This window comes from uncultured Dokdonia sp. (assembly GCF_937910895.1).
Lineage (GTDB): Bacteria > Bacteroidota > Bacteroidia > Flavobacteriales > Flavobacteriaceae > Dokdonia.
Genome location: NZ_CALEMI010000126.1, coordinates 111,695 through 125,109 on the forward strand (window position 1 = coordinate 111,695; position 13,415 = coordinate 125,109).

General features: G+C 38.1%; 13 protein-coding genes and 2 tRNA genes. 10 read left to right on the forward strand and 5 right to left on the reverse strand.

From position 1 onward, the window contains the following. Positions 1-64: 64 nt before the first annotated feature. Positions 65-943, reverse strand: coding sequence for a permease-like cell division protein FtsX (locus Q0505_RS15260; protein WP_299214598.1), 879 nt, complete (start codon positions 941-943; stop codon positions 65-67). Between the two features lie 311 nt (positions 944-1,254). Here Q0505_RS15260 and Q0505_RS15265 point away from each other — a divergent pair, with 311 nt between their 5' ends. From Q0505_RS15265 to Q0505_RS15310, 10 genes are all read left to right on the forward strand, one after another. After that, the gene (locus Q0505_RS15265) at positions 1,255-2,181 is read left to right on the forward strand and encodes a 2-dehydropantoate 2-reductase (RefSeq protein WP_299214601.1); all 927 of its coding nucleotides are present in this window, start codon (positions 1,255-1,257) and stop codon (positions 2,179-2,181) included. 438 nt (positions 2,182-2,619) lie between these two features. Further along, a complete protein-coding gene (locus Q0505_RS15270) occupies positions 2,620-5,697 on the forward strand; it encodes a class I tRNA ligase family protein (RefSeq protein ID WP_299214603.1) in 3,078 nt (1,025 codons plus the stop codon). An 80-nt stretch (positions 5,698-5,777) separates the two neighbouring features. Next, positions 5,778-6,047 carry a SemiSWEET transporter gene (locus Q0505_RS15275; RefSeq protein WP_299214606.1) on the forward strand — a complete coding sequence of 90 codons (270 nt, stop codon included), beginning with the start codon at positions 5,778-5,780 and terminating at the stop codon, positions 6,045-6,047. 409 nt (positions 6,048-6,456) lie between these two features. Beyond that, the gene (locus tag Q0505_RS15280; protein WP_299214608.1) at positions 6,457-6,807 is read left to right on the forward strand and encodes a DUF559 domain-containing protein; all 351 of its coding nucleotides are present in this window, start codon (positions 6,457-6,459) and stop codon (positions 6,805-6,807) included. A gap of 112 nt (positions 6,808-6,919) precedes the next feature. Further along, entirely contained in the window at positions 6,920-7,630 is a 711-nt protein-coding gene (locus Q0505_RS15285; RefSeq protein WP_299214610.1) for a zinc metallopeptidase, read from the forward strand. 357 nt (positions 7,631-7,987) lie between these two features. After that, positions 7,988-8,308 (forward strand): thioredoxin, encoded by a 321-nt coding sequence (gene trxA, locus Q0505_RS15290; RefSeq protein WP_299214612.1) that lies wholly within the window; start codon positions 7,988-7,990, stop codon positions 8,306-8,308. 219 nt (positions 8,309-8,527) lie between these two features. Further along, a complete protein-coding gene (locus tag Q0505_RS15295) occupies positions 8,528-9,148 on the forward strand; it encodes a ClpP family protease (protein ID WP_299214634.1) in 621 nt (206 codons plus the stop codon). 141 nt (positions 9,149-9,289) lie between these two features. After that, positions 9,290-10,225 carry a DUF58 domain-containing protein gene (locus Q0505_RS15300; RefSeq protein WP_299214613.1) on the forward strand — a complete coding sequence of 312 codons (936 nt, stop codon included), beginning with the start codon at positions 9,290-9,292 and terminating at the stop codon, positions 10,223-10,225. Between the two features lie 65 nt (positions 10,226-10,290). Next, positions 10,291-10,364 (forward strand) — tRNA-Asp (locus Q0505_RS15305). Positions 10,365-10,591: 227 nt separating this feature from the next. Then, positions 10,592-10,665, forward strand: a tRNA-Asn gene (locus Q0505_RS15310). A 139-nt stretch (positions 10,666-10,804) separates the two neighbouring features. On the opposite strand, the gene Q0505_RS15315 is transcribed toward Q0505_RS15310, so the two are convergent. From Q0505_RS15315 to Q0505_RS15330, 4 genes are all read right to left on the reverse strand, one after another. Beyond that, positions 10,805-11,725 (reverse strand): transposase, encoded by a 921-nt coding sequence (locus tag Q0505_RS15315; RefSeq protein ID WP_299214615.1) that lies wholly within the window; start codon positions 11,723-11,725, stop codon positions 10,805-10,807. A gap of 55 nt (positions 11,726-11,780) precedes the next feature. Further along, entirely contained in the window at positions 11,781-12,137 is a 357-nt protein-coding gene (locus tag Q0505_RS15320; RefSeq protein ID WP_299214617.1) for a transposase, read from the reverse strand. Positions 12,138-12,171: 34 nt separating this feature from the next. Then, positions 12,172-12,417 (reverse strand): hypothetical protein, encoded by a 246-nt coding sequence (locus Q0505_RS15325; protein ID WP_299214619.1) that lies wholly within the window; start codon positions 12,415-12,417, stop codon positions 12,172-12,174. Positions 12,418-12,790: 373 nt separating this feature from the next. Continuing rightward, on the reverse strand, positions 12,791-13,369 hold the full coding sequence (locus tag Q0505_RS15330; protein WP_299214622.1) for a DUF2892 domain-containing protein: 579 nt from the start codon (positions 13,367-13,369) through the stop codon (positions 12,791-12,793). Positions 13,370-13,415: the final 46 nt, after the last annotated feature.

Consider the following 13,415-nt stretch of genomic DNA (forward strand, 5'->3'; position numbering starts at 1 on the left):
CAGCGGGATTAGTTCGGCTTACACTTTTGTATGCGCCTTTCAGGCTTTACAACAGTGAGTCTCACTAATAGTACAACTCATCTGTACGTAAATTTAGGAAACGTTGTGTAGCAAAAAAGGTGCTGATCCATGTGATAAAAATACCTAATAAGAAAATGCCTAAGAAAAGAGCTCCTATCATCAACTTATCATCTAGTAAGGCTAAATCAGGAAATGTATCATTCAAATAATACAATAAAACCGCCATCCCTATAAGCGCTAGGATTGCTCCTAACATCCCTAATCGCACACTTTTCCATATAAAAGGACGGCGTATAAAACGCTTGGTTGCCCCAACCATTTGCATGGTTTTAATGATAAATCGTTTGGCATATACCGATAAACGGATCGAACTATTAATTAACAAGACCGCTATAAAAGTAAAAACACCGCTTACAATAAGTACCCACAAACTAATCCGCTTGATATTATCTGTCAGCAATGCGATAAGTGGTTGATCATACGTTACCTCATCTACAAAATCCTTCGAAGCAATCGCATCAGAAATCTCTTTCGTTTTTATAGGCGACACAAAATCTGCTTTTAAATACACATCAATACTATTCTGTAACGGATTATAGCCTAAAAAGTCCATAAAATTCTCACCGATCTCTTCACTATGCGCTTCGGCAGCAGCATCTTTGGATACAAATACAGAAGACTTGGTATACTCTGCAAGAGCCAATGATTTTTGAAGTTGTTTGATCTCAACATCTTTTGCACTATCCTTTAGATATACAGACAGCACCACTTTTTCCTTTACATGATCGGCTACCTTTTTGGTATTGATGACAATAATCCCTAAACCACCCAACAGAAACAATACCAACGTAATGCTAATGATCACAGAGACATAAGAGAAGACCAATCGGCGTTTTTGATACCGTTCAAATGAGGATGCCATAAATATAAATAAGATTGATCCTGTAAAAATACAATGATTTTCACATACCACTATACACAACGCCTAAAGTTTCCACATTGTTATAAACCTATATTCTAAATTTATATAGTATTTTTCGCTTTCGCGAAAAAGAACCAAGAGCCAGGGCATAAAAGAAAAGAGAAAGATGGTTATTAAGTTAATGATCTATTCTTTAGTCGATTTTATATATACTCATCAAGAGTATTTACTCTATATTCTCTTATCTATATTCTTTTTTCACTTTCGCGAAAGCGAAAAACCCCTACCTTTAAAGTATAAATAAAAAATAGATGAAAATTCTAATCTACGGTACCGGAGGTGTCGGTGGTTTTATAGGCGGAAAATTAGCGCTGACGCAACATCAAGTCACCCTCATCGCTCGTGGCGAGCATCTGAAAGCTATTCAAGAAAACGGACTCACTGTCCAAAGTATTACAGGCGATTTTACAGCACATCCACATCTTGCAACAGACGATCTAAGCACTATTGACGTTCCCGATCTTGTGATTTTTGCTGTGAAGTCATGGCAATTACAAGAAGCAGCAAAAGATATATTGCAATATACAGATCATGATACATTATTCTTGCCATTACAAAACGGAGCAGATAACACAGAAAAGCTCAATACCGTACTTCCAAAGAGTCAAGTACTCTCAGGATTGTGTCGGATGATTAGTTTTATCAAAAGCCCAGGTGTGATTTCAAATCCTGACATTCCGCCCACCTTTCTTTTTGGAGAACAAGACAACTCCCGAACGTCACGTGTAGAAACACTTTTGGATATTTTTAAAGAAGCAGGTCTCAACGCCAATATCCCAGAAAACATTCAAGTCGCCGTCTGGCAAAAATTTCTCTTTATTACCACCGTAAGTGCCATCGGCGGACTCACAAGAGCGACTATTGGTGTGATGCGTGATAATCCATACATCAAAGATTTGATGCTTAAAACCGCTCAAGAAGTAGCTGCCATTGCAAAGGCTAAAAAAATCCCACTCCCCGATGACACCATCGATAAAGCCTTTGCCGCCATTGCCCGTCAAGCTCCAGACACCACTGCCTCCACACAACGCGACCTCATGGAAGGCAAACCTAGCGAACTCGAAAACTTTAATGGCTATATCGTCAAAGAAGGTAAAAAACTAGGCGTCCCAACCCCTGTTAATAAACTCATCTATGAGTTATTGCTCCCACAGGAAAATATGGCAAAAACCCCCTAACCCCCGAAGGGGGATTGTTCTAGTTTATCTTATTCGTAATCTACAACTAATAACCTGCTCCTTCCCTCAGCGAGGGAAGGTGGCTGTATTGAGGCACGAAATACAGACGGAAGGGAGCTGCCACTGTTGTACTTCCAAACCAGTAACTTCGATACAATTCCTCGTTTCTCGGAATCACTCAGTCACCTACTTTTACAATTACGTAACAAATTATTCTCCCTTCAAGAGTTCGGAAGCTTTCCAAAAATAGAGTGTTACTCTATTTCTAAGCGTTCTATATTTATAAAGACTCTCTATTCTTGATCCTTTCATTACAGGGAAATAATCGTAAATTTGTCGGCTTAAAACAGCATCATGCTGTAATTATATATAAAAGTCTTGACTCTTGATTCTTTTTAGTCATGAGTCATTTTCGCAACAGCGAAAAAATAACGTATTATGAAATACCATTTTAACGACATAGAAGCCAAGTGGCAAAAATATTGGGCAGAAAAAGGCACCTTTCACGCAAGTAATGACAGTGACAAACCCAAATATTATGTGCTCGATATGTTTCCCTATCCATCGGGAGCTGGGCTACACGTTGGACACCCGCTAGGCTATATTGCCAGTGATGTTTATGCGCGTTACAAACGTTTGAAAGGGTTCAATGTATTGCATCCTCAGGGATATGATTCTTTTGGATTGCCTGCTGAGCAGTATGCCATACAGACCGGACAACACCCTGCCACCACCACCAAAGTAAACATCGAAGGCGGTGTTGACAATCAAGGCAATGTGATTGCTGGCTACCGCAATCAACTCGATAAAATCGGTTTTTCATTTGATTGGAGTCGTGAAGTACGTACCTCAGATCCTAACTATTACAAGTGGACGCAGTGGATCTTTACGGAGCTTTTTAACTCTTGGTATAATAAAGACACAGATAAAGCTGAAAGCATTGATACGTTGGTGTCCGCTTTCGCGAAAGCGGGGAATACCTCCACAAACGCTGTATGCGACGATGATACGCCTACTTTTACCGCAGATGAATGGAATGGGTATAGCGACAAAGAACAACAAGAAATTTTATTAAAATATAGACTGACGTACTTAGCTGAAACCGAAGTCAACTGGTGTCCAGCTTTGGGAACCGTATTAGCAAATGACGAGATTGTAAACGGTGTTTCCGAACGTGGCGGACATACGGTAGTGCGTAAAAAAATGACCCAATGGTCGATGCGAATTTCTGCGTATGCAGAACGCTTAATCCAAGGATTAGAAGGCATTGACTGGAGCGAATCCATCAAAGAAACCCAACGTAACTGGATCGGAAAGAGTGTCGGCGCCTCCGTCAGTTTCAAAGTAAAACCTGATGTCACGTCGAGCGCAGTCGAGACCTCGCCTGTTATAGATGTTTTTACGACACGCCCAGATACTATTTTTGGTGTGAGTTTTATGACACTTGCACCAGAGTTAGATTTGGTACACGAGATCACCACACCTGAACAAAAAGAAGCAGTAGAAGCCTATATCGAATCCACCTCCAAACGTTCAGAACGTGAGCGGATGGCAGATGTAAAAACCATTTCTGGAGTCTTTACAGGAGCGTATGCGGAGCATCCGTTTACCAAAGAACCGATTCCAATTTGGATTGGTGATTATGTATTAGCAGGCTACGGAACAGGTGCGGTAATGGCAGTACCCTGTGGCGATCAGCGAGATTATGATTTTGCAAAAAAGTTTGACATTCCGATTCCAAATGTATTTGAAGGCGTTGATATTTCGGAAGAAGCCTTTTCAGATAAAGCGACTACGGTGATTGCAAACAGTGATTTCTTAAACGGATTAAAGTATAAGAAAGCGGTAAAACTGGCGATCTACGAATTAGAAAAAATAGGTGCAGGAACAGGTAAAACCAATTATCGTTTACGTGATGCTGTGTTTAGCCGTCAGCGCTATTGGGGAGAGCCTTTCCCTGTCTATTATGTCGACGGAATGCCGCAGATGATTGACACAAAACATCTACCCATAGAACTTCCAGAAATCGAAAAATACCTTCCTACCGAAGACGGCGAACCGCCTTTAGGTCGCGCCGATGTTTGGTCATGGGATACAAAAACCAACACCGTTGTCTCTAACGATCTTTGTCACCCTGAGCCTGTCGAAGGGCAAGAACATAACGGAGTCTATCCTCTTGAATTAAACACCATGCCAGGTTGGGCAGGAAGTAGTTGGTACTTCTTTCGATATATGGAAAAAGCACAACGCGATAGGGTTTTTGCTTCTAAAGAAGCCTTAGACTATTGGGGAAATGTCGATTTATACATTGGAGGTTCCGAGCATGGAACAGGTCACTTGTTGTACAGTAGATTCTGGGTAAAATTCCTATACGACCGTGGTTTTGTAGGGGTTGATGAGCCCTTCCAAAAAATGATTAATCAGGGGATGATTTTGGGGACGAGTGCTTTTGTATATAGATTATCAGCAGTAAGTATTAGTAATAAGGATTTTATCCATGCTACGAACATATTTGTTACTAAATCAGAATTTGACAGAATTACTAAAGAAAAAGACTTTAATAATAAAAAATATATAGACCTTTCAAAAAAATCAATGAAAGATAACGGCATTGATGAAAAAGAGATATCGAAAATTGTGGGGTATGTTTTTTCGAATATACATGCTGATGTCTCTTTAATAAATGCATCTGATGAATTAGATATAGAAGCCTTCAAAAAATGGAGACCCGAATTTAAGGATGCAGAGTTCATACTTGAAGACGGGGTTTATAAAGTCGGCCGCGAAGTTGAAAAAATGTCCAAGTCTAAATACAACGTCGTCAATCCAGATCAGATTTGTGAGCAGTATGGTGCAGATACCTTACGTATGTATGAGATGTTTTTAGGTCCGCTAGAGCAAGCAAAACCATGGAATACGGCTGGGATTACAGGGGTGCATAACTTCTTAAAGAAATTATGGAAGTTGTATCATTCATCCCCCTCCGCCCCCAAAGGGGGAACCGCCAATGTTGACGGAGAAAATGCTTTTTATGTAAGTGATGAACCTACTTCTAAGGAAAGTTTAAAAACATTGCACAAAACCATTAAGAAAGTAGAGGAAGATATTGAGAACTTTAGTTTTAATACGTCAGTATCTACGTTTATGATTGCAGGGAATGAGTTGGCAGCACAAAAATGTACTTCAAGAGAAATTCTTGAACCGCTTTTGATTTTACTTTCGCCGTATGCACCACATATCGCAGAAGAATTATGGAGTAAATTAGGACATACCGAAAGTATTTCTGAAGCATCCTTCCCAATTTTTGACGCAAGTCATTTGGTAGAAAGTACTAAGAACTACCCGATCTCGTTTAATGGAAAAATGAAGTTTACGTTAGAGCTTCCATTAGACTATAGCAAAGATCAGATCGAAGAAGTGGTCATGGCTCATGAAAAAACAAAAATGTATCTGGACGGACGTACACCTAAAAAGGTAATTATTGTACCTGGAAAGATTGTCAATATTGTGGGGTAATCCTCGCCTAACCCCTCCGAAGGAGGGGAGTTTTAAGTTGTTCCGCGAGTGCCGTCGAGAACCAAATACTATAGTATCCTATGACAGAGATTAATTCCGTAGAGATTATTGGGCTTATTGCGGCTACGTGTACAACCGCCGCTTTTTTACCTCAGGTTTATCAAACATGGAAGACCAAGAATGTGTCTGGGCTTTCTTTGCCTATGCTTACTATATTTTTTACTGGCGTTACGCTGTGGCTTATCTATGGCACCTATATAAATAGTCTTTCTATCATACTCGCGAATGCGATTACGATTGTTTCTGTGTTTTTGTTGATTATTTTTAAGTTGAGGTATAGGAATAGGTGATTCATCAATCCCTCTGTCTGCTGCGCAGACATCTCCCTTCTAGAAGGGAGAGGCTTTTGTTCTCGTTTTTATAATGACAAATTGTTGTACTTTATCATCTATTTATTTAAAAAAAGAAGCCTCTATTTGAAACTTACATAACCGTAAGAAAGGCTTGTTTGTCGTTTTGACACAACATACCGTTATCATTAACTAGCTTCTCATATAGAAGAGGACAAATCAAAAACCGTAAAACTTCAATTTTAAACAACTTACATTTTTACAGAATAGTAAAGAGGCTTTTATTTGAAGCCCACACAACCGTAAGCAAGGCTTCTCCCTTTTGGAAAAGGGAGATGTCAAAAACAAGGTTTTTGACAGAGGGATTGGCGAAGCTGCAAGCTAGCCAGAAAACCTTTATCTTTAAACCATGATCATCCACTCTAGAAAACATTTAGAGACCTATAGAAAATCACTTCGCAATAACGCAACAGCTGCTGAACGCTTTTTATGGAAACATCTTAAAAATAAGCAGCTAAATGGCAAACGATTTTTAAGACAGCATAGCATCCTCAATTATATCGTAGACTTTTATTGCCCTTCAGAAAAGCTAATTATAGAACTAGACGGAGAAGTTCATTTTAATGAAGAAGCTCAAGAATACGATGCAAAGCGAACCGAAGAACTAGAGAATTTAGGTTTTACAGTCATACGGTTTGAAAACAAAATGGTGTTTGATCTACTCCCAAGTGTATTACTAGAAATTACATCTCATTTTTGAATACACTTAATCACAAGAATCTTAAAGAATAACTGACAAAATTTCACTTGATTACATTGGTCTTATTATTGCCATAGTTTTTGTAATTTTAAATTCATAAAATCAAATTAATATGTTAGGAGGATATATGGGATACTACATTATTGTAGGCGCCATCGGATTAATAAGTATGTTAGTCAGCAGAAAACTTAAAAGCAAATTTGAACACTATTCTAAAGTACGTTTACGAAATGGCATGTCTGGTGCTGAGATTGCCGAAAAAATGCTGGCTGATAATGGGATACGAGATGTAAAGGTAATTTCTGTAGGAGGTCAACTCACAGATCATTATAACCCAAGAAACAAAACTGTTAACTTAAGCGAAGTGGTATATAGTCAGCGGAATGCTGCAGCTGCTGCTGTGGCAGCACATGAATGTGGACATGCTGTACAACACGCCAAAGCGTATGGTTTCCTAAAAATGAGATCACAGTTAGTTCCCTTAGTAAGTATCTCATCTAGTATGTCTCAATGGGTCATTATAGGAGGTCTTGTATTAATGAGTATTAATTCACTTGCTGGCGCAGGAAGTATGATTGCCTTAATAGGCCTTGGATTATATGCCGTACAAACGCTTTTTAGTTTTATCACTTTACCCGTGGAGTATGATGCAAGTAATCGTGCATTGGCATGGCTGAAAGCAGAAAACATGGTGACTCCAGAAGAATATGCAGGGTCAAAAGATGCTTTAAAATGGGCAGCCCGTACGTATGTAGTTGCGGCTATAGGATCATTGGCAACTTTAGTATATTTTGCATTGCAGGTGTTAGGAGATAGACGGTAAATAATAAGTGAAATCGAAATGTAAATTTCAACTTCTTTTTGCGTGAGGGATAGCAGTGTTTACCCCACAGGAATGAAGGAGGCTGAGTGCCATGCTGCAAGCGTGGTGTACCGAAGGATACGTAATGACGAGGAGTAAAAACGAATAGCCCGACCGAAGCCCTGAATGTAATGAAGAGGCAAAGGTCACGCCCAGAATAGGATACGTCAAAACGTAAAGGACAAATTGACAAACCTTGTGGTATCAAGCAATCAAATGGTGTAATAACCAAAGTTGATACTTGGGTTGTAAGCTTTGGCAAAATATTTGACTAAGTTTGCATGTAAAATTGGATTAAAACTTTAAAACTATATAGTTATGGCATTAGAAATCACAGATGCAACATTTGAAGAAGCAGTATTAAACAGTGACAAACCTGTATTGGTAGACTTTTGGGCTGCTTGGTGTGGGCCTTGTCGTATGGTAGGACCTGTCATCGAAGAAATCGCTGGAGAGTATGAAGGAAAAGCGGTAGTAGGAAAGTTGGACGTAGATGCAAATCAGGAATTTGCAGCAAAATACGGCGTACGTAACATCCCTACAGTATTGATGTTTAAAAACGGAGAAGTTGTAGGACGTCAAGTTGGTGTTGCTCCTAAAAAAGTATATACAGACGCGATTGATGACCTTTTAAATTAAGAGATCGTAAGATTATGCAAAAGGTTTGGTGTAGTGCCAAACCTTTTTTATTTTAGTGAGATAAAAAACAGATCATCCTTGGTGATATTGTTTTATTATGGGGCTAACCTCACTGAGTAGGGAGGTCTTTTAAGGTTAAGGAAAAGGTTGTTTGTATTTACGCTTTCGCGAAAGCTAAATTCCATACACTCCTTTTTTATTGAAATGAAGTTAATATTTATGAGGTCTCCGTCCCTAGCCGACAGGCAAGTTCACGGAGAGAAAAGATACCCGGCTTTACGGGCAATACACATGGAAAAAAAGACAAAAGTACAAGACGCAATAGACACCTCCCTTTTAGAACAGCGTAAAGTATTCCTATGGGGAATGGTAGATGATAAAAGTGCAAAGCACGTGATTGATCGTTTGCTATATCTAGATGCTATAAGCAATGATGAGATTCAGTTGTTTATAAACAGCCCTGGAGGGTATGTAACTTCTGGGTTTGCAATGTATGATACTATTAAACATATTAAGAGCCCTGTCTCTACCATTTGTACGGGACTAGCAGCTAGTATGGGATCAATTCTTCTTTCTGTAGGAGAAAAAGGACGCCGTTTTATACAGCCACATGCACGTGTAATGATACACCAACCTTCTGGAGGTGCAAAAGGACAAGCAAGTGACATCCAGATTACAGCACAAGAAATTGTTAAAACAAAAGAGCTTAGTGCTCAAATTCTAGCTGATAATTGTGGACAAACGTTTGAAAAAATTATGAAAGATTTTCAGCGTGACCATTGGATGGGCGCAGATGAGTCTGTTGCCTACGGTATTGTAGATGGCGTTTACAAAGGATAACATCGGGGCTTCGATATAATTTTTAGATCCTCTTAGAAAGAGGATCTAAAAATTACTTAGCCACCTTTACGAATTACTTCTTTTACAATATTATGACGGATTCGTTTCTGATTTCGTTTTTTTAATTTCAACTTCCCTATTGTGGACATCAAATCAGAATTACATAAAACCAGTGGTTTTGGCAACTTAGAGCTTCTTGCAAAGCAAGTGGTCGAGGGTTTTATTTCTGGGATGCATAAGAGTCCGTTTCATGGATTTTCGGCAGAATTTGCGGAACATAAAGTCTACAATAACGGAGAAAGTACCAAACACATCGATTGGAAACTGTATGCAAAAACAGATCGGCTGTATACAAAGCGTTATGAAGAGGAAACCAACTTACGTTGCCATCTCATTGTAGACAACAGTAGCTCGATGCATTATCCGCCTGTATCTCAACACGGAATAGACAATCTGAATAAGATTAGCTTTTCAGCACTCGCAAGTGCTGCGATTATGCATCTTATGAAAAAACAACGGGATACGGTAGGTTTGAGTGTTTATGGAGAAAGTTATGAGTTTTATACGTCTGAGAAAGGGAGTGATCGCCATCACCATATGTTATTGGATCAATTAGGAGGTATGCTGGATCCCGCTTTCGCGAAAGCAGAAAAAAAGACAGCCACGTATGCTCACTTACATCTTATTGCCGAGAAGCTCAAGAGACGTTCCTTAGTATTTTTATTTTCTGATATGTTTCAGAGTGATGTGGAACAGGAGCAGCTTTTTGAGGCCTTACAGCATTTAAAGTACAATAAGCACGAGGTTGTGCTTTTTCATACGTACAGTGCAGAAAAAGAATATAATTTTAAGTTTTCTAATGCGCCTAAACGTTTTGTAGATGTTGAAACGGGCGAACATATCAATTTGTATGCAGATTCTATTAGGGATATCTATAAGGCGTCTGTAGAGACGTATTTTAAAAACTTACAATTGCGATGTGCACAATACCGAATTAAGTACATTCCAGCAGTGATTGAGAAGGGGTTTAGTCCTATTTTGACTACGTTTCTGGTAGAGCGACAAAAATTTGTGTAATTTTTTTATTTTTTTGTTTGCAGATGTAAAAAGAGAGTGTATATTTGCACCCGCAACAGCGCAACGGTCTGGTAGTTCAGCTGGTTAGAATATCTGCCTGTCACGCAGGGGGTCGCGGGTTCGAGTCCCGTCCAGACCGCTACAAAAGCCCTCAGTCCGAGGGCTTTTTTTATAAGAAGTTGTGTTGGCTACGTCACACGTAGTAAGGCTTTGTAGTTGAAGCCGATGAGAAGCTTTTCCTGTCATAAGGAGAGGCTTTTTTTGTAAAAGAAAAATACTTTTAAAAAAAGTGTGGTAAAAGTGTAAAATTCTTTTTGGCGAGTTATAAAAAAGTGTATATTTGCATCCGCTTAAAGGAAATAACACTCCTCCTTAGCTCAGTTGGTTAGAGCATCTGACTGTTAATCAGAGGGTCCTTGGTTCGAGCCCAAGAGGGGGAGCAATTTAAGCAAAAGCCTAATCTTTAATAGATTAGGCTTTTTTATTTGTATTAAATTCTGGATTATACTTCTAGACAATAAAAACAACTCGGATCAAGTCTAAAACTGGATCAAGTCTAAAACTTGTGGGATTTTGGGATTATGCAAAAATATTTGATAATCTAAAAAGGAAGAATTCTACGTTTCTAACGCCTCTGAACTGTGCTCTAAAGGCTTTTATTTTAGCGTTGAAGGACTCTGCAGAAGCATTGGTACTTCGATTGTCAAAGTAATTTAGGATATTCTTGTAATGTATTGACATTGTTCTAGCAATTGTATTGAAGCTTTTAAAAGCAGCTTGCCTAACTTTCTCATCCCACTTAGCAAGCCTTATTAAGGCTGATGTTTTCTCTTTAGTGTTATTAAATATCCAAGATAAGTTTTGACATAGTTTATAAGCTTTTTCTAAATCAGGGTATTGTTGAAAAAGGACTTCTGCTCTTTTTGATTGATTTTCAGTCCACTTGCTACTTGGTTTGTAGAGTAGATATCTACTTCTAGCTAGTAATTGTTTCAATGTATCTCCATTGGGTAGTAGTTCTGGAGTATATTTTAAAGACTTGTTTCTAGCATATTCTATAGCATCATTTTCTGTATCTAGTGCATCCCATCTATGTTTGATTCTTATTTCTTGTAATGCATCTAGAGCTAATTTTTGAACGTGGAAGCGATCTATAACTAGTGTAGCATTAGGGAATGATTTTTTAACGATGAGTCCCATATTACCTGCCATATCTAAAGTAACCTCTTTTACTTTGCTTCTTTGTTTTAAAGCGATCTTGTGAAGTATTTTTATAACTGTTTCTGCTTTGGTTCCCCTAACCATAGCTATTAATGCTCCTTTCTTTCCTTTTGCTTTTTTATTGGTTAGTATCGTATACAAATCACCATTAGAGAAAGCTGTTTCATCCAGAGATAGATGACTTCCTAGATTTTGAGCAAAGAGTAACCACTCTTTTGCGTGTTGTTTTTGATCCCAAGATTTGAAGTCACTTAAATAATCTTTGTACTGCCTTTGCATACTTCTTGGATTGACTCCGTAGAATTTAGCAACAACAGCAGTACTGGAAGCGTTATTACTTATAGACCTCTTTTAAAAAAGTAGCAAACTCACTAGTTATCCTAGTTCCCTTTGCTACTAAATCCCAATCTCTTGTAACCACTTTACTGGTCGTTTGGTTAATCCAACGACGTCTAGTTATATGCAAGTAAACATTCTTACCACGTATAGGAAAATCTTGGACTGTCGCTTGGGGGAAGAAACCTTTGGAATGAAGTGTATCAGTATCAAAACCCTTTGGAACACTATTGTTTTCTGTGAAGTAAAAGTGTATTTCTTCACCTTTCACCTCGTGTTTAGTCATCTCAAAATAAGTTACAAGAACTTCAGGGAGTAATAAATGGGCTGCGGCAAATAGAGCGTCTGAGGACATAGAATCTTTTAAAGCAAAGTTCTTTCATTTTTAGCTACTCCACAACTTTTTGTGTTGAGCCGTTAAAATCATCAAAATGGGTGCCTATTAATTTGTTTTTAACAAGAGCATCAAATAGATGCGTAATAGTATCTTTTTCTTGAAGAACGATAGCGTTTTCTACATCTTGTATATATTTAGGAAGATGCATATTAAGGGCTTGGGAAAAAGATATGGTATTCCCTTGAGCAGAAAGCATAGATGTAACGAGAAACATTAAAAAGAGTAATGATCTTTTCATACAATTATGATTTGGAAAAGTAAATGTATGAGGTCTTTATGAACTGTTAAAATTTTTTCGTCAAGCAGTAGAGAAGTATGGGTGAACAACCCAAATAGATTTAAGATGTAGTCTTTTTATGGTGTAAAATGAAGTGTTTCTAGAATGTTTACTCAGTGAAAAGCTGTTTTGTAGCGTTGGGAAGCTATACATTTAAAACAGCGAGTCAAGTTAATTTCGCTTTTCAGCTGAATCTAAAATTTGTCCTAATTTGTGATTGGGATTTAGTAGCTCAACGCTTCCTTTGGGATTATAAATACGATTAGTTGAGTTTTTAGGTGACTCTAATACTTATTTCGCGAAAGCGTATTAATAATATAAAATAACAGATTTATTATCTCCTGCCGCCTCGACCGCCACGACCCGCTCTAGCTCCAAATTGTTGTTTAGGTTGTTGCCCAGCTCTTTTCATGTTCTGCTCCATGCCTTTAATCTGTTCTGCAAGCATATTATGTTTGTCTAGACTTTTTGCTTCTTTAAGGAGTATTTGAGCTTCACGCTTGCGATTTTTTGTCATCGCAATTCCTGCAAGGTTCAATTTTGCCATTGCCAAATCCGTTTTCATAGACAACCCTAAATCAATTGCCTTTTTGAAGAACTTTTCAGCCTGTGTCATGTTTTCCTGAGAGATCATTAACCCTTTCAAGTAATAATAATATCCTTGTTGTTTTTTAGTAAGTGCAGCTTCAGGATTACTAATTTTACCTAACCATTTTTGTGCACCAGGAAAATCTTGCTTACGTAATCTTAAAAAAGCCAAAATGATAATTTCATTCTTAAAATACAGAAGGACAAAAATGGCAGCTAGTAAAATGAACATGATGCCATTGCCTATCTCGTTTTCTGTAAATTGCCATACGGCAAGTGCTACAATTGCTATTGCTAATACTAATTTTATATTTTTATTAAACATATTATAATCTTGTGTACGTGGTTATAGATACTATTTTAGTTGGAAT

Coding starts and splice junctions, on each gene's coding strand:
- Q0505_RS15295 (WP_299214634.1), top strand. CDS start 8,528: ATGAGGTCTCCGTCCCTAGCCGACAGGCAAGTTCACGGAGAGAAAAGA.
- Q0505_RS15320 (WP_299214617.1), bottom strand. CDS start 12,137: ATGTCCTCAGACGCTCTATTTGCCGCAGCCCATTTATTACTCCCTGAA.
- Q0505_RS15330 (WP_299214622.1), bottom strand. CDS start 13,369: ATGTTTAATAAAAATATAAAATTAGTATTAGCAATAGCAATTGTAGCA.
- Q0505_RS15285 (WP_299214610.1), top strand. CDS start 6,920: ATGTTAGGAGGATATATGGGATACTACATTATTGTAGGCGCCATCGGA.
- Q0505_RS15260 (WP_299214598.1), bottom strand. CDS start 943: ATGGCATCCTCATTTGAACGGTATCAAAAACGCCGATTGGTCTTCTCT.
- Q0505_RS15280 (WP_299214608.1), top strand. CDS start 6,457: ATGATCATCCACTCTAGAAAACATTTAGAGACCTATAGAAAATCACTT.
- Q0505_RS15265 (WP_299214601.1), top strand. CDS start 1,255: ATGAAAATTCTAATCTACGGTACCGGAGGTGTCGGTGGTTTTATAGGC.
- Q0505_RS15315 (WP_299214615.1), bottom strand. CDS start 11,725: ATGCAAAGGCAGTACAAAGATTATTTAAGTGACTTCAAATCTTGGGAT.
- Q0505_RS15275 (WP_299214606.1), top strand. CDS start 5,778: ATGACAGAGATTAATTCCGTAGAGATTATTGGGCTTATTGCGGCTACG.
- Q0505_RS15270 (WP_299214603.1), top strand. CDS start 2,620: ATGAAATACCATTTTAACGACATAGAAGCCAAGTGGCAAAAATATTGG.
- Q0505_RS15325 (WP_299214619.1), bottom strand. CDS start 12,417: ATGAAAAGATCATTACTCTTTTTAATGTTTCTCGTTACATCTATGCTT.
- trxA (WP_299214612.1), top strand. CDS start 7,988: ATGGCATTAGAAATCACAGATGCAACATTTGAAGAAGCAGTATTAAAC.